Source organism: Microbacterium sp. BE35, from assembly GCF_031457705.1.
Classification (GTDB): Bacteria; Actinomycetota; Actinomycetes; order Actinomycetales; family Microbacteriaceae; genus Microbacterium; species Microbacterium trichothecenolyticum.
Genome location: NZ_JAVDXD010000001.1, coordinates 651,724 through 667,863, shown reverse-complemented (window position 1 = coordinate 667,863; position 16,140 = coordinate 651,724). Strand labels below are relative to the sequence as shown.

General features: G+C 69.4%; 15 protein-coding genes and 1 pseudogene. 14 read left to right on the top strand and 2 right to left on the bottom strand.

The genetic code is table 11. The features are described from left to right. Positions 1 to 29: 29 nt before the first annotated feature. The 9 genes and pseudogenes from J2Y46_RS02870 (at position 30) to J2Y46_RS02830 (ending at position 8,004) form a co-directional block, all read left to right on the top strand. Positions 30 to 425, top strand: a complete 396-nt coding sequence (locus tag J2Y46_RS02870) for a DUF6379 domain-containing protein (RefSeq protein WP_045298609.1) — start codon at positions 30 to 32, stop codon at positions 423 to 425. Continuing rightward, entirely contained in the window at positions 422 to 1,528 is a 1,107-nt protein-coding gene (locus tag J2Y46_RS02865) for a TIM barrel protein (RefSeq protein WP_310240090.1), read from the top strand. Before J2Y46_RS02870 ends, J2Y46_RS02865 begins: the two co-directional genes overlap by 4 nt. Beyond that, a complete protein-coding gene (locus J2Y46_RS02860) occupies positions 1,525 to 2,559 on the top strand; it encodes a sugar phosphate isomerase/epimerase (protein WP_045298604.1) in 1,035 nt (344 codons plus the stop codon). The genes J2Y46_RS02865 and J2Y46_RS02860 overlap by 4 nt, the downstream gene beginning before the upstream one ends. Before the next feature lie 39 nt (positions 2,560 to 2,598). Then, positions 2,599 to 3,381: a nuclear transport factor 2 family protein gene (locus J2Y46_RS02855; protein WP_045298602.1), complete on the top strand. Its 783-nt coding sequence runs from the start codon at positions 2,599 to 2,601 to the stop codon at positions 3,379 to 3,381. A gap of 8 nt (positions 3,382 to 3,389) precedes the next feature. Further along, complete coding sequence (locus J2Y46_RS02850; RefSeq protein ID WP_310240089.1) at positions 3,390 to 3,806, top strand: DUF6379 domain-containing protein; 417 nt, start codon at positions 3,390 to 3,392, stop codon at positions 3,804 to 3,806. Continuing rightward, positions 3,803 to 4,993 carry a Gfo/Idh/MocA family oxidoreductase gene (locus J2Y46_RS02845; protein WP_310240087.1) on the top strand — a complete coding sequence of 397 codons (1,191 nt, stop codon included), beginning with the start codon at positions 3,803 to 3,805 and terminating at the stop codon, positions 4,991 to 4,993. Before J2Y46_RS02850 ends, J2Y46_RS02845 begins: the two co-directional genes overlap by 4 nt. A gap of 57 nt (positions 4,994 to 5,050) precedes the next feature. Next, positions 5,051 to 6,057: pseudogene (locus J2Y46_RS02840) on the top strand (sugar phosphate isomerase/epimerase family protein). A 79-nt stretch (positions 6,058 to 6,136) separates the two neighbouring features. Then, entirely contained in the window at positions 6,137 to 7,006 is an 870-nt protein-coding gene (locus tag J2Y46_RS02835; RefSeq protein ID WP_310240085.1) for a ThuA domain-containing protein, read from the top strand. Positions 7,007 to 7,008: 2 nt separating this feature from the next. Beyond that, entirely contained in the window at positions 7,009 to 8,004 is a 996-nt protein-coding gene (locus tag J2Y46_RS02830) for a Gfo/Idh/MocA family oxidoreductase (protein WP_310240084.1), read from the top strand. A 187-nt stretch (positions 8,005 to 8,191) separates the two neighbouring features. On the opposite strand, the gene J2Y46_RS02825 is transcribed toward J2Y46_RS02830, so the two are convergent. Together J2Y46_RS02825 and J2Y46_RS02820 are read right to left on the bottom strand one after the other, a co-directional pair. Beyond that, entirely contained in the window at positions 8,192 to 9,631 is a 1,440-nt protein-coding gene (locus tag J2Y46_RS02825) for a hypothetical protein (protein WP_310240082.1), read from the bottom strand. Positions 9,632 to 9,733: 102 nt separating this feature from the next. Next, entirely contained in the window at positions 9,734 to 11,011 is a 1,278-nt protein-coding gene (locus tag J2Y46_RS02820) for an ROK family protein (protein ID WP_045298591.1), read from the bottom strand. Positions 11,012 to 11,116: 105 nt separating this feature from the next. Between J2Y46_RS02820 and J2Y46_RS02815 the strand changes: the two genes are divergently transcribed. From J2Y46_RS02815 to J2Y46_RS02795, 5 genes are all read left to right on the top strand, one after another. Continuing rightward, a complete protein-coding gene (locus J2Y46_RS02815; RefSeq protein WP_310240080.1) occupies positions 11,117 to 12,151 on the top strand; it encodes a Gfo/Idh/MocA family oxidoreductase in 1,035 nt (344 codons plus the stop codon). Beyond that, complete coding sequence (locus J2Y46_RS02810) at positions 12,148 to 12,924, top strand: hypothetical protein (protein WP_310240079.1); 777 nt, start codon at positions 12,148 to 12,150, stop codon at positions 12,922 to 12,924. The genes J2Y46_RS02815 and J2Y46_RS02810 overlap by 4 nt, the downstream gene beginning before the upstream one ends. Before the next feature lie 106 nt (positions 12,925 to 13,030). Then, positions 13,031 to 14,050: a VOC family protein gene (locus tag J2Y46_RS02805; protein ID WP_045298584.1), complete on the top strand. Its 1,020-nt coding sequence runs from the start codon at positions 13,031 to 13,033 to the stop codon at positions 14,048 to 14,050. Positions 14,051 to 14,126: 76 nt separating this feature from the next. Continuing rightward, the gene (locus tag J2Y46_RS02800; protein ID WP_045298582.1) at positions 14,127 to 15,116 is read left to right on the top strand and encodes a fumarylacetoacetate hydrolase family protein; all 990 of its coding nucleotides are present in this window, start codon (positions 14,127 to 14,129) and stop codon (positions 15,114 to 15,116) included. Then, positions 15,113 to 16,111 carry a cyclase family protein gene (locus J2Y46_RS02795; protein ID WP_310240074.1) on the top strand — a complete coding sequence of 333 codons (999 nt, stop codon included), beginning with the start codon at positions 15,113 to 15,115 and terminating at the stop codon, positions 16,109 to 16,111. Before J2Y46_RS02800 ends, J2Y46_RS02795 begins: the two co-directional genes overlap by 4 nt. The last annotated feature ends 29 nt before the right edge of the window (positions 16,112 to 16,140 follow it).

Below are 16,140 nucleotides of genomic sequence, written 5' to 3'. Positions count from 1 at the left end.
AACTAAGACAAAGTAGTCAGGAGAGAACTGTGATCCCCGATCGCATCATCGAGCAGGGCACGCTGCGGACCGACGGACCGCGTGCCGCGGTCGAGGTCCGGCTGCCCTGGTACCGGGCCCTGCCGGGGTCCTGCATCGCCGGCGCAGAGCTGACGATCGACGGCAAGACCGCCCCCGCGGAGTCGCTGCGCTGGGAGATGAACGGCGCTGAGTTCACGTTCGACGAGCTGCGCACGAACATCGACGAGTGGTGGTTCCCGACGGATTCGGCCGTGCTCTCGGGAGACCTCGACATCGAGGCGGACGCCGAGCACGAGGTGACGGTCGGGCTCACCCTCTACATCCCGTACATCATCATCTCCGACACCGAGACCTTGCACATCGACGAGAAGAACACCAAGACCATGAAGGCGGTGGCGGCATGACCGCGCTCGGCACTCCGATCCAGGGCGTGACCCTGTACAGCTTCACCCGGGCGTTCCATGGCCGGGAGTACGACCTCGAGGGACTCATCCGCAAGACGGCGGCGGACGGGTTCGGACCGGGCCTCGAGATCATCGGCTTCTCCAGCTTCCGCGGCTTCCCCGCGATCGACGATGCGTACGCGGGCTGGTTCCGCGATCTGATCCACGAAGTCGGGCTCGTGACGACCTCGCTCGCCGTCAACGCCGACATCGGCATCCACCGTGATCGCCTGCTGAACCAGGACGAGCTGATCGAGTACATGACCCTGCAGATCAAGGCGGCCGCGAAGCTCGGCTTCCCGATCGCGCGTGTGCAGATCTCGATCGAACCGGACTCGATGGAGGCTCTGGCCCCCATCGCGGAGGCGCACGGGGTCACCCTCGCCCTCGAGGTGCACGCCGACCAGTACGCCTCGCACCCGCGGATCCTCGCGCTGCGCGACCGCTACGAGAAGGTCGGCTCGCCGTTCCTCGGATTCACGATGGACTGGGGCGCCACCGTCAGCGGCTTCGCCCCGTCGCTGATCGAGGCCTACCGTCGCCGCGGTGCGTCCGAAGAGCTGCTCGGACAGGTCGTCGACCTCTGGAACACCTATTACGAGCAGGGCCCGCCGGCCGATCAGGCCGACCACGGCCAGCGCTTCGGCTCATTCATCGGACTCGCTGCGCGCCACGGTCGCCCCGACCTCGGGATCGACTTCGGCATCAACGGCACGGGCCTGTTCGGTCCGGCTCGCGTGGATGACTGGCGCACGATCGCGCCGTGGATCAAGCACGTGCACGGCAAGTTCTTCGGCATCGACGAGAACGGCGAAGAGCCATCGGTCCCGGTGCGCGACCTCGTGAAGCTGCTCGTGGAGAACGGGTACAACGGGGCCATCTCCAGCGAGTACGAAGGCTGGCACTGGAACTACTGGCAGTCCCCGTTCGACATCATCTCGGACGAGCAGGCTGTGCAGCGCTCGGCCGCCGAGGCGGCCGGTTCACGGATGATCACGGACCTCGCCGAGGCCCGCACGCAGCTCGGAGCCTGGCTGCCCAACACCGAAGGAGCACACGCATGAGCGACGGAATCGCCGGCACCGGCATCAAGCTGGGCACCACGCTGTATTCGATGACGAGCGAGTTCGCGGCGGGCCTCTATACGCCCGAGACACTGATCGCCGCGGTCGCCGAAGAGGGCATCGGCCCCGGCATCGAGTTCAACATCGCGCAGCTGCTGCGCACCTACCCCGACGTCGACGACGCGTTCGTCAAGCTCTGGTTCGACTCGATCGAGCGGTTCGGCCTCGAACCGAGCGCGGTCGGCACCAACCTCGACATGGGTCGTCGCAAGGACCGCGACATGACACCCGACGAGGAGCACGAGTTCCTGGCGCGCCAGCTGAAGACCGCGCACACCCTCGGCTTCAAGAGGGTCGTCATCCGCTCTCACGGCAAGGAGCTGCTGCGCAGTCTCCTGCCGCTCGCCGAGAAGTACGACCAGAAGCTCGGGTACGAGATCCACGCGCCCTCCGGGCCGAATGACCCCCACGTGCTGCAGATGCGCGAGATGTACGACGAGCTGCAGTCGGATCGCCTGGGCTTCACCGCGGACTTCTCGTCGACGATGCACTCGCTCTCGCCGACCCTGCTGCGCACGCTCAGCCAGATGGGCATGGACGAGAAGCACTTCTCGGTCATGGACGAGATCTGGCACGAGCCCACGCCGATGCACGTGCGCAACCAGAAGTTCGAGGACTACCTCACTGCCGAAGGAGTCGACTTCCTGAGGTTCGGTCCCTTCACCCGCCTCGCCTTCAACATGCACGGGCTCGTGCCGCCGGAGGAGTGGCTCGACATCATGCCGCAGATCTTCCACGTGCACGCGAAGTTCTACGACATCGGCGCCGACGGCGAAGAGCCCGCGATGGACATCCCGCGCATCGTGAAGCAGTTCGTGGAGGGCGGTTACCAGGGCTACCTCTCGAGCGAGTGGGAGGGTCACGCCTTCTCCGACCTCGGCGAGTCCGACCCGATCGATCTGGTCAAGAAGCAGCACACGCTGATGCGGCGTGCCATCGAAGAGACCGTCGCGCAGCGCCAGCCGGCCTGAGCGCGCACGCACGAGAACGAGCCGATCACAAGGAGTGACATGACCGACACCGTCGTCGACGCATCCATCGCCGGACTGGCCGCCGAGGTGGCCCGGCTCCGTGAGCAGGTCGAGGGCGCCCAGCGCCTCGCCCAGCGCGCGGAGGACCGGGGCCAGGTCGAGAACCTGTTCAACCGCTACATGTACCTGCACAACGCGTTCCAGGACGAGCAGATCATCCCGCTCTGGGTGAAGGAGGGTACCGAGGGCATCCGCGCGCGGTACACCAACGCCGGGCAGTACACCACGTGGGAGAGCGTCACGCGCTACCACCGCGACCGGCCGTCCCCGGTCGGAAAGCTCATCCTCCACGCCACCACGACTCCCGTCATCGAGGTCGCCGGCGACGGGCAGACCGCCAAGGGCGTGTGGCTGATGGCCGGTACGGAGTCGGGCCTGACCGACCCGACGGTCGCGGAGGCGTTCCCCGACATGTACTCACCGGAGGAGGTGCTCGGCAAGAAGGTCTGGGCGCACTGGGTGTGGTGCAAGTACGCGATCGACTTCCTGAAGCAGGACGGCGAGTGGAAGTTCTGGAAGTTCCGCTGCTACGAGCTCGCCCGTGCCCCGTTCGAGGAGAACTGGGTGAGCTTCGGCCAGAAGAACCAGGGCGCCTTCGACCTCGATCTGATGTACTTCGGCGACGACGGCAAGCCCGTCTTCATGCCGCCGGCAGACCAGCCGGTGCCGGAGACGAATCACCCCTACAGCCCCGAGACCGTGCAGAAGCTCGAGCCCGTTCCGCCGGTGCCGCACGACCACTTCACCGACACCTTCGCCTAGGAGACATCATGGCCACTCATAACTCCCTCTTCTCCGAGAAGGACGTCCGGCGCACCGACGACGGGCTGGCCGTCTCGGTGCAGCTGCCCTGGTACCGCAGCCTCTGGCTCTCGGCGGTCGACGGAGTGGCGGCATCCGTCGACGGCGCTCCGGTGCCGACGGAGAACATCCGCTTCGCTCTCGGCGGCCGCGAATATCGTGTCGAGGAGCTGCCCGAGCAGTCCGACACCCTCTGGTTCGTCGCGGACCGTCCGGACGTGCTCATCCACCTCGACGACGTGCCGGAGGCCGGTGAGAAGATCACGGTGGAGGTCGTGCTCACCATGCGCCTGCTGTACATGCAGATCATGCCGGGTGTCGACGGCGGCCCCGGCCGCTATGTGACCAACCGCGTACCGGTGGAGCGGGAACTGGTGCTGGCATGACGCTCCGGGTGGCCATGATCGGCTACGGGTTCATGGGCGCCGCGCACTCGGTCGGGTGGCGGCAGGCGCCGCACGTGTTCTCCCTGCCGGACGACATCGAGATGGCCGTCCTCGTCGGCCGCAATGCCGAGGCGGTGGCGGATGCTGCCGCCCAGTGGGGCTGGGCCGAATCGGCGACGGATTGGCGCGAGGTGATCGCCCGTGACGACATCGACATCGTCGACATCGTGACGCCCGGCGACTCGCACGCAGAGATCGCGATCGCGGCATTGGAGGCGGGCAGGCACGTGCTCTGCGAGAAGCCGCTGGCGAACACCGTCGAAGAGGCCGAGGCCATGGCGGATGCGGCCGCCCGCGCCGCCGCTCGCGGCGTTCGGTCGATGGTCGGGTTCACCTACCGTCGCGTCCCGGCTGTGACGTTCCTGCGGGATCTGATCGCACAGGGCGCGGTCGGCAGGATCGCTCACGTGCGCGCGGCATACCGTCAGGACTGGCTCGTCGACCCTGAGATGCCGCTGGCCTGGCGCTTGCAGAAGGAGCACGCGGGTTCGGGCGCGCTCGGCGACATCGGCGCCCACATCATCGACATGACGCAGTTCGTGACGGGCCTTGACGTGACCGCGGTGTCGGGCGTGCTCGACACGATCGTGAAGCAGCGTCCGCTGCAGGGGTCCGGGTCGGGCCTGTCCGGGACCGCGGCAGACGGCGTGGGCGAGGTGACCGTGGACGACGTCGCCATCTTCACCGGGCGGCTGTCCACCGGCGCCCTGGTCTCGTTCGAGGCCACGCGATTCGCCACCGGACGCAAGAACGACCTCTCGATCGAGGTGTCGGGCGACAAGGGCGCCCTTCGCTTCGATCTCGAGGACCTGAACACGCTGTGGTTCTACGACCGCACCGCACCCGAGACCACCCAGGGCTTCACCCGGATCCTCGTCACCGAGGCGCAGCATCCGTACGTCGCCGCATGGTGGCCGGCCGGTCACATGCTCGGCTACGAGCACGGGTTCAGCCACCAGGTCGTGGACCTCGTGACCGCGATCAGCGAGGGCGCCGACCCGCACCCGTCGTTCGCCGAGGGGCTGTCGGTGCAGCGCGTGCTGGCCGCCGTCGAGGAGAGCTCGCAGAGCGACTCCGGCTGGGTGCGCGTCGGTGCGCCGGTCGTGGCCGAGACGAGCGCGGGATGACCCGCTGCCACCGGCGCATCGCCGGATAGGTTCATGACAACAAGCGAAGGAGCTTCGATGCCTCGTCCGATCACCCTCTTCACCGGCCAGTGGGCCGATCTGCCGTTCGAGGAGGTCGCGCGGCTCGCGGGCGAATGGGGCTTCGACGGCCTCGAGATCGCCTGCTGGGGCGACCACATCGACGTGTCCCGGTGGGACGACGCGGAATACGTGCAGTCCCGCAAGGACATCCTCGAGCGCAACGGCCTGAAGGTGTGGGCGATCTCGAACCACCTCACCGGTCAGGCCGTGTGCGACGACCCCATCGACGCGCGGCACAAGGACATCCTCCCGCCTCGCGTATGGGGCGATGGTGAGCCCGAGGGGGTGCGTCAGCGAGCAGCCGAGGACATGAAGAACACGGCCCGGTTCGCCGCGAAGCTGGGCGTGAAGACGGTGAACGGCTTCACGGGTTCGTCGATCTGGAAGGCGGTCGCGATGTTCCCGCCGGCGTCCGACGAGTGGATCGCCGCCGGGTACCAGGACTTCGCCGACCGGTGGAACCCCATCCTCGACGTCTTCGAAGAGGTCGGTGTGCGCTTCGGCCTCGAGGTGCACCCGAGCGAGATCGCCTACGACTACTGGACCGCCAAGGCGACGCTCGAGGCCATCGGCACCGCCGGAGCTTCGGCCTCAACTTCGACCCGTCGCACTTCATGTGGCAGCAGCTCGACCCGGTCGCCTTCGTCCTCGATTTCGCAGACCACATCTTCCATGTGCACGTGAAGGAGTCGATCACCAACCTCGACGGCCGCAACGGCGTACTCGGCTCGCACCTGCCGTGGGCGAACCCTCGTCGCGGCTGGACGTTCGTATCGACCGGACACGGCGCCGTGCCGTGGGAGCCGCTGTTCCGCGCACTCAACGCGATCGGGTACGACGGGCCCACCTCCATCGAGTGGGAGGACGCCGGCATGGACCGGCTGGACGGAGCCCCTGAGGCGATCGAGTTCGTGCGCAAGCTCAACGCGATCACGCCTCCCGCTGCGGCGTTCGACGCCGCGTTCTCGACCAAGGCCGACTAGGCCCCGACCCGCAGGGTTCCGGATGCACCGGGACCCTCTTCGGCGTGCCTTCGCACGCCCCACACGAAGGAGTGTTCGCATGACCGACGTCCTTGACGTGCTCATCCTGTCGGGTCACATGACCCGCGAGCACGACAACGAGTTCCGCAGCTTCCGTCAGCACAACCAGTGGCTGACGACGCTGCTCGAAGACACCGGACGCTTCCGCGTCCGAGTGGTTGAGGCCCCCCGCGGTCTGGGCGCCGAGATCATCGACAAGTACGACGTGGTCATCGTCGTCTTCGAGGGCCGCGACGGCTACCACGAGAAGGCCGTCGGCTTCGGGGCGGAGACGGATGCTGCGCTCCTGAAGTTCGTCCACGACGACGGCAAGGGCATCGTCTGGTTCCACGGCTCCGCCGCTCAGGAGGATGACTGGGGCTACCCCGACGAGTACAACGTCATGCGCGGCTCTCGGCTCACCGTTGCCGGGGGACTGCGGCCCCGGCCGTGGGGCGAAGCGCAGTTGCGCACGGTCCATCCGCGCCACGCGATCACCGAGGGCATCAACGAGACGTGGACGGTGACCGGGGACGACATCCTCGTCGGCGTCGAGATCCTGGATGGCGCGCAGGTGCTGCTCACGACCTTCGACGACCTCGAGGCCTATGAGAAGGCCCCGGTGTGGCCGATGTCGCACTACCCGGTGGCCATCCCCGCGGAGGGGATCGCGGCGCTGCCCGGCATGAACACCGACCAGCCGATCGCGTGGATCAACGAGTACGGCCAGGGCCGTTCCTTCACGATCACCATCGGGCACGACATCGACACGTTCCGGCGCATCGAGTTCATCCGGATGTTCCCGCGGGGCGTCGAGTGGGCCGCGATCGGCGAGATCACGCTCAACGGCCCGGATCGTCGCGGCGATCGGCGCTTCCTGCCGTGGCCGTACTACAACAAGGAGGGGTGAGCATGACAGCTTCACAGCTGCGCGTCGGGATCTTCGGGACAGGCGGCATCGCCGAGCGGGCCATGGTGGAGCCCGCGACTCTCGTCGAGAGCGTCCAGGTCATCGCGGTCGGATCGCGCGACCCCGAGCGCGCCCGCGCCTTCGCGGACCGGTTCGGCATCGAGGCCGCCGGGGACTACGCGAGCGTCATGACGAACCCCGACGTCGACCTGGTGTACGTGGCGCTGCCGCCGACCGTCCACGCGCGGTGGGCGGTCGCGGCGCTGGATGCCGGCAAGCACGTGCTCTGCGAGAAGCCGCTCGCGGCCAACGGCACGGACGCGCGCGCGATCGCCGACGCCGCCCGCGCCAACCGCCGGTCGGCGTTCGTCGGGTTCCACTATCGGCTCCACTCGTTCACTCAGCGTCTGCTGGAGGTCATCCGGTCGGGCGTGCTCGGTGACATCGAGGACGTCGAGATCGACTTCAGCATCCCTCACTTCGTCGTAGGGCCCGGCAATATCCGGCTGAACGGAGATCTCGGCGGTGGAGCGGTGATGGACGTCGGCTGCTATGCCATCGACCTGCTGCGCGCCGCGTTCGGTGAGGCTGCCGTCCTTTCGTCGTCGGCCGAGCTGTACGACGACGACCCGCGCGTCGACCTGCAGACCGACTTCGTGCTGTCGTTCGACGACGGCATCACCGCGCGGGTGCGCGCGTCGTTCCTGGGCGACGACGAGGGGCAGATGTCGCTGCACATCGTCGGATCCTCGGCGACGCTGCACGCCACCAGCGTGATCGTCCCGCAATGGGGCGCCACGCTGCGCGTCACCGCGGGGGAGGACGTGCTCATCGATGAGAAGGCCGTCGATGGTGAATCGAGCTACGTGGCGCAGCTGCAGCACCTCGTGGAGGTCCTCGGCTCCGGCGCCGCCACGCCGCTGCGCGCCCAGGACGCCGTGGCCACGATGGAACTCGTCGACGACGTCTATCGCGCTGCGGGACTTCAGCCTCGCTGAACACACGACGATGGCTCCCGATCCGCGGATCGGGAGCCATCGTCGTACTCGTGCAGCGGCGCCAGCGCGCCTGATCGAGCATGCCGTGCCGCAGTGTGCCCGGGGATGTCGTCTTTCTCCTCCGGTCGACACAGGTCTCGAGTCGCTGCCCCGCGGGCCGCGTGCCTGTCGCACGAACGACCGCATCTCACGCTCTGACGGATGCTCCGGCCAGCGCGCGGCGCGAGAGCGCCAGGTGGGCTCGGGTCATCGTGGCGGCATCCGCGTCCAGCCACTCGTGGCCGCCCCACTCGCTCGTCAGTGTGCCGGCGAAGCCGGTGCGCCGCAGGGCTGCTCCGATGTCGCCGATCGGGCGCGACACCCGCCCTTCGGCGTCGTCGAGGTCCCAGAACTTCAGGTGCACGCCGGTGGTGAGGGGCAGCAGCGGTTCGAGGTCGGCCACCTCCGAGCGACCGAAGCGCACGAGCAGGTTCATGAAGAGCGTGTGGACCGACGGGGGCACTCGTCCCTCGCGGAGCGTCGCGATCACTGCTTCGTGGGTCTCGGGCGCCCGCCACGCGGTGTCGAGACGGTGAAGCAGAGAGTCGTCGACACCACCCCGGCGCAGCTCTTCGAGGTACGACGGCGGCAGCGACGGCATGAGCATGCTGATGTCGATCAGCACCCGGATGCGGGGATCGTCGAGCTCCTGGAGCAGCTCGAGGTTGGCCGCGTTCGCGGGCACGTCGAGGCTCTGCTGCCCCTGGATCTCTTCGTAGAGCACGACGCCGAGGTCGTGGAGAACCGGCTGCGCCAGGCGCAGCAGCTCGGACCCCGTCTGCCCGAAAGGGACGCGCACGCCCCGGGCGCCGAGGCGCGCGGCCGCGCGCAGCTGCGGCACGAGGAACGCGAGCCGCTCCTCGTCCGTGCGACGGCGCGAGGGCGACGCCCAATCGTCGAGGCTCGCGCCGACGATCGTCACGGCGCCGCCTGCAGCCGTCAGGCGCTCGCGGAACGCGTCGACCTCCGCGTCGGAGGGATCCGGGAACGAGCGCCACACCTGCCCGGCCTCGATCTCGATGGTCGCGGCGACACCCTCGCCGACCACGCCGATCGCGATGTCGGACGCGGAGCGCTCTGCGCGGATGACCTCGGGCGTCCAGTTGAACGCGCTGGCTGAGACGGTCCACTCGCCCGGCAGGTCGCCGCCCGCCGGCACCGCCTGCTCGGCCGGGGTCGCCCTGTCTGCGACCGGGCGGCGAGCGACGGATGCCTCGTCCCGGAGGCCGAGCGCACGATCGGCGCGCAGCGGCAGCGCGAGCGGCCCGGACGGGCCCGCCTGCAGATACGGCACCACGAGCACGAACGACACCGAGACATCGTGCGCGCCGGGCGGCAGCATCCCGACGCCCCGCAGCTCGAGGCGGTCCTGGATGAACCACCATCCCGGCTCGGTGGAGAGGGCGCCCGGTGCGACGTCGCGCCCGTCGAGCCGGGCGGTGACCGAGACGGGGGAGCCGTCGATCGAGACCGCGAGATCGGTGACAGCCGCCAGCGGCATCGACCGGATCCACGGCAGGCTCACGCGCAGCGCGAAGCCGGATTCCGTCGAGACGAGCGCATCGTCCAGCAGCAGCGGCAACGCCATCGTGTTCACTCCCTTGTGCCGGCCGATCGGATCGGCTTCAGACAGGAAGCTACACGCTTTTGTCGTTTTTCGTAAGAAGTTTCCGGGTCTCTGTCACAGAGCTCAGGCCACGGCCTCGAGTGCCCCGCGGATGGCGACGACCGACGGCCTCCCGTCGCTGAACCACCGCGGGAAGGTGACCTCGAAGAGCTGCTCGCGCACCATCTCGACACCGCCGCGCAGCGGCTCGCGCCGGTCGTTGACGGACTGCGCGATCGTCAGGTCGCGCGTGGCGAGGGGGAGAGACAGCTCGTAGACGCGCTGGCGCACCTCGGCCAGCAGAAGCTCGCCGGCACCGGCCATGGCGCCGCCGATCACGATGACCGACGGGTTGAACATGTTGACGAGCGCGGCGATCGACTCGCCGACGACCCGGGCCGAGCGCTGCACGAGCCGGATGGCGAGGGCGTCGCCGTTCTCGGCCGCGATCGAGATGAGCTCGGGCGTGAGCTCCTCGCCGTCGGCGACGGCGGTGGTGAGCACGCCGGTGGCGCCGGCTTCGATCTCGGCGAGAGCGTCGCGGATCATCGCCCACCCGCCGGCGACGGCTTCGAGGCATCCGACCTTGCCGCATCGGCAGAGGGCGTCCGAATCGCGCACCCGCACGTGGCCGATGTCGCCGGCGGCGCCGTTGACGCCGCGATGGATGCGGCCGTGCGAGAGGAGTCCGGCGCCGATGCCGGAGCCGATCTTGCAGTAGATCAGGTCGAGGCGGTCGTCGTCGCGGCGGGCGCGCTCCCCGAACGTGAGGAGGTTCACGTCGTTGTCGACCCAGACGGGTGCGTCGTAGCGCTGCTCGAAGCGGCGCCGCACGTCGAAGCCGTTCCAGCCGGGCATGATCGGCGGCGCGACCGGCCGACCGCTGTCGAAGTCCACCGGGCCGGGCAGGCCCACGCCGATGCCCCAGACCGGCACGTCCGGGGTGCGCGCGAGCACCTCGTCGATCATGCTCAGGGCCTTGTCGAGCGTCTCGGCAGGACCGCGGGCGATGTCCCACGGCGAATGCTCCTGATCGACCACGTCGCCGTCGAGGAGGGCGACGCCGACATGGATGTGGAGCGCACCGAGCGCACAGACGACGATGCGTCCGGCGTCGCCGCGGAAGCGGAGGGTGCGCGGTGCGCGGCCCCCCGACGAGGGGCCGAACTCGCCGTCTGCGAGGTAGCCCATCTCGATCGCGTGGTCGACGCGCTGCGTCACGACGCCGCGGCCGAGACCGGTCACGCGGCCGATCTCGGGACGGGTCGCGGCTTCGCCGGTGCGAACCATGTTGACGATCCGGAGAAGGCTCGTCATCTCGTCGGTCTGTGCGCCGAACCGCAGCGTGGACTCTCTGGCCATGGTCGATTCTTACATAACACCGCGCGTTAAACGCGGAAATCATGACATCTATAGTCAAACGACATCAAACTTAGGTACGCTTCCAGCCGAAGTAAGGAGGCGTTCATGGCTCGTGGTGTGGGCATCATCGGTGCGGGACCGGGAGCGGCAGTGCTGCATCTCCCGACGCTCGCGCGGTTGAGCGACGCCTTCCGCGTCGTGCATATCGCCGACGGCGGCAGCGGGCGCTCGGCGGCGCTCGCGGCGCGCGTCGGTGCCCGGTCGTCGACCGGAGCCGAGGCGGTCCTTGCGGACCCTGAGGTCGAGGTCGTCGCGATCTGCAGTCCTCCCGCCCAGCACGCGGCGCAGATCATCGCGGCCGTCTCGGCCGGCAAGCGCGCGGTGTTCTGCGAGAAGCCCATCGGCACGACGGTCGCCGAGGCGGAGGAGGCCGTCGAGGCGTGCCGGCGTGCGGGTGCGGCGCTCATCATCGGCACGAACCACTACTTCGATCCGGCTTGGGGCCGGGCCAAGCATCACCTCACCGCGTCGGGCGGGCCGGTCGTGTCGATCTCGGTCACGCTCGCGCTGGCGCCCAACACGCGGTACCACGAGCTCGTGACCGAGCTGCCCGCCGCGGCGGCCGGTGGACGAGGCGCCCCCGACCTCACGCGACCCGCGGTGGCGGCCGGCGTCGTGCGTCAGCTGCTCACCGGGCTCGCGATCCACGATCTGCCGCTCGTGCGCGACCTCGTCCCGCGGTTCGAGCGCGTCGTCTTCGCGCGGGCGCTGCCCCCGCTCGGGTACGCGGTCGGCTTCGTCGCCGGCGGCGTCCCGGTTCAGCTCACGACGGTGATGCTCCCGGACGGCGGCGACACGCTCTGGCGCATCGCCGTCGCGACGGCCTCCGACCGGCTGGACGTGAGCTTCCCGCCGCCGTTCGTGCACGCGGGAGCTGCGCGGGTGCGCGTGCGCGCCGCGGACGGCCGCGACACGATCTACTCGCACGACCCCGGCGACGGATACGTCGCCGAATGGCGCGCCCTCGCGGAGGTGCTCGATGCCGGCCTGCCGGTGGAGTACGACGAACTGCTCGACGACGCACGCTACGCGCTGCGGCTGGCAGAGGCCGCGGCAGAGCTGATCGGAGCCGCAGCATGACGACGCCCGTTCGCACCGACCTCGACGCCTACCGCATCGCGGTGGCCGAGCTGCCCGAGAGCGCGGTCGCGAGCCTCGGCATGGAAGGCGCCGTCACCGTCGTGTCGGGGGGCGGCGCGTGGTGGGCGGTGGCCTCGGATGCGATCACCGCCGGCGCGGCGGCCGTCGTCGTCGCGCAACCTGCCGTCGCCCCGAGCGAAGCGCTCGATGCTCTTGTCTCACTCGCCGGTGCAACCCCCGTGATCGTCCAGCGCCCGCTGCTCCGCGCCGACGTGGTCGCCGCGGTGGGCGCCTCGATCCAGAAGCTGCCGGCCCCCGGCGCGCTCGCCGTGGAGTGTCATGCGCCCGCGCGCACGCTCGGTCCGGCGTTGCGCGACGCGATCGGGTGGGCGCGGGTCATCGCGGGCGCTCCGCTCGCACCTGGGGTGACGGAGTCGTGGGGCGGCCGCGTGCTCGCTCTCCTCGAATCCGCGCGGGGCTCAGCCGTGTCGATCGTCGCCGCGGCGCAGCCGGGCGCACCGTCCCTCGGCCGCGCGCGGATCACCTCGATCGCCCAGGCGCGCGTCGAGGTCGACGCCGATCTCGACACCGTCGCCTGCGTCACGGATGCCGCGGGTCGAAGCATCCTTCCCGCACTCTTCGAGAGCCCCGAGCGCGTCGCGCTGCGCCGTGCGATCGCCGCGGTGCGCGCGGCTGAACCACTGTCCGATCTCGCGGATCTGCGCCATGACACCGCGCTCGCCGCGGCGCTGCTTTCGGCACCTCCCGCATAAACGTCGGTGATCCGGGGGATAGGCGATATGGGATTCCTCGATATGCCTGAGTTCGGCGAAAGTGGTTGACGGGATCACCCCGATGACTCACCGAAAGGGATCGAAGATGATCAAGCTTCTGTCGCATCTGTCGTATGTGGCCATCACGTCGCCGGATGTCGAAGCATCCGTCGACTTCTACGTCAAGCAGGTCGGCCTCACCGTCGTCGACCGCGTCGACGGCGCCGTGTACCTCCGCTGCTGGGGCGACTACTACGCCTACTCGGTCGTGGTCGTGCCCGGCGACGAGCCGGGTCTCGTGACCGCCGCGTGGCGCACGTCGAGCCCCGAGGCGCTGGAGGAGGCCGCGAAGCGCGTCGAGGCCGCCGGCATCCAGGGCGAGTGGATCGACGTCCACAAGATCGGCCGTGCCTACCAGTTCACCGGCCCCTGGGGCCACACGCTGACCCTGCACTGGGACGTCACGCGCCACCACGACACCGAGGGCGATGCCGCGTCGATCTACCCCGACCGCCCGTCGCGTCGCAGCAAGGTCGCGGGCGCCCCGCGCCAGCTCGACCACGTCACGATCGCGACGAGCGACGTCGACGCCTTCGTCCAGTGGTACGTCGACGTGCTCGGCTTCCGCTTCATGGCGCGCACGCAGCTCGACGAGGCGCCGATCTCGGTGTTCTCGGTGCTCACGACGAACGAGAAGTCGCACGACCTCGGCGTGGTCCTCGACGGCTCCACCCGCGCCGGCCGCGTGAACCACTACGCCTTCTGGGTCGACACCCGCGAGGAGCTGCTCATCGCCGCCGACGTCCTCGGCGAGAACGGCTACCCGATCGAGTACGGCCCGTCGATCCACGGCATCGGCGAGCAGAACTTCCTCTACTACCGGGAGCCCTCGAGCCTGCGCATCGAGCTCAACACGGGTGGGTACCGCAACTACGTGCCGGACTGGGAAGCGAACACGTGGAAGCCCTCGCAGGGGTCGAACAACTTCTACCGCAACAGCGCGATGCCGATGTCGATGACCGAGTCGTTCCCGCCCGCCGACGGTCCGTCGGCGACGGAGGAGGGCGTTCCCGACGAGATCAAGGACGCCCTGCTGAACCCCTACGCCAAGCACGGCCAGGGCTGACAGGCTCGAGGGTGGGGATGCCGCGGAGGCGTCCCCACCCTCGCACCACGTTCCGAACCACGGATCTGGAGAGAACATGACGACGTCGTCACACGGACTGACCGCCCCCTTCGCCCTCGCGCGCTTCCGCGACGGCGATTCCGTGCGTCTCGGGCTCGTCTCCGGCGACCGCATCCGCGCGGTCTCGGACGACGATCTCGGGGCCGCGGGCCTCAACGCCTTCCTGGCGCATCCCGATTGGGACCGCCTCGGCGCGCTGGCCGGTGCTGCGGCGGGCCCCGAGCCTGTCGAGGGGTGGATGCCGCTCGCCGACGTCGTGCTCACCGCCCCCGTCGAGCCGCGCCAGGTGGTGCAGGCGGGCGCGAACTATCGCGAGCACGTCATCGAGCTGGTCGTGGCGGGCCTCACGCAGGACCCGTCCCGCTCGCCCGAGGAGGCGCGCGAGTTCGCGGCCAAGATGATGGACGACCGCCGCGCGAACGGCGAGCCGTACTTCTTCCTCGGGCTGCCCACCGTCGTCGTCGGCGACGACGTGCCGCTCGTGCTGCCCGGCTACAGCGAGGTGCACGACTGGGAGCTCGAGCTCGCCGTCGTGATCGGCACCGAGGCGTTCCGCGTCTCTCGCGAGGATGCGCTCGCTCACGTCGCCGGCTACACGATCGTCAACGACGTGACGACGCGCGATCTCGTCTTCCGCAAGGACATGAAGGAGATCGGCACCGACTGGTTCCGCGCCAAGAACGCCCCCGGCTTCCTTCCGACCGGTCCTTTCCTGGTGCCGGCGCCCTTCGTGGCGGGGCAGGACCTCACGGTGCGACTCGATCTCAACGGCGACACGATGCAGAACGGATCGACGAGCGACCTCCTCTTCGACATCCCGGCGCTCATCTCCGCCGCGTCGCAGACGACGGCGCTGCTGCCCGGCGACCTGCTCCTCACCGGAAGCCCTCCCGGGAACGGCCAGCACTGGAAGAGGTTCCTGCGGGACGGCGACGTCATGACGGGGTCCATCTCGGGCCTCGGGACGCAGGTGGTCCGCTGCCTCGCGGAAGGACCGGCGGTATGAGCGCGCCGAGCGAGAACCCCGCCGACCTCGACCGCACCGACCCCGCGGCCGAGATCGCCGCGCGCGCCGAGGCGTTCCGCAATTGGGGCCGCTGGGGTGAGGACGACGTGCTCGGCACGCTCAACCTCATCGACGCCGCCAAGCGCGTCGAGGCCGCTGCGCTCGTGCAGGATGGCGAGGTGATCTCGCTCGCGCAGGCGTTCGACACGAACGGCCCGCAGAAGGGGTGGCGCCGGCGCACCAACCCGGTGCATACGATGACCGACACCGGCACCGACGCCGAGCGCGGCAGCCAGGGCTTCCCGCACGGCATCGGCGGCGCCGACGACGTGATCGCGATGCCGCTGCAGTGCTCCACCCAGTGGGACGGGCTCGGCCACATCTTCGACCACGGCAACGCGTGGAACGGCCGGCGCGCGGGCGACGTCGTCACGAGCGACGGCGACCTCGTCACGGGCATCGAGCACGCGGCATCCGTCATCGTCTCGCGTGGGGTGCTGCTCGACGTGGGCCGCCATCTCGCGCCCGACACCGGCGAGCTCGCCGATGGCTACGCCATCACCGTCGCCGACCTCGAGACGACCATCGCCGCGCAGGGCGCGTCGAGCCGGGTGGGCCGCGGCGACATCGTGCTGGTGCGCACCGGCCAGTACGCCCGCACCCGCCGCGACGGCTGGGGCGACTACGCCGGCGGACCGGCGCCCGGCCTCTCGCTGACCACGGCCGGGTGGCTGCACCGCACCGAGATCGCCGCGATCGCCACCGACACGTGGGGCTTCGAGGTGCGCCCCAACGAGTTCGACGCTCCGGCCTTCCAGCCGCTGCACCAGGTCGTGATCCCGAACATGGGACTCACGATCGGCGAGATGTGGAATCTCGACGCCCTCGCCGACGCGTGTGCCGCGCGCGGGCGCTGGGACTTCCTGCTGTCGGCGGCGCCGCTGCCGATCACGGGGGCGGTCGGCTCGCCGATCAACCCCGTCGCGATTCTGTAATCCCCCGAAGACGAAGAACAGAGAGGTTC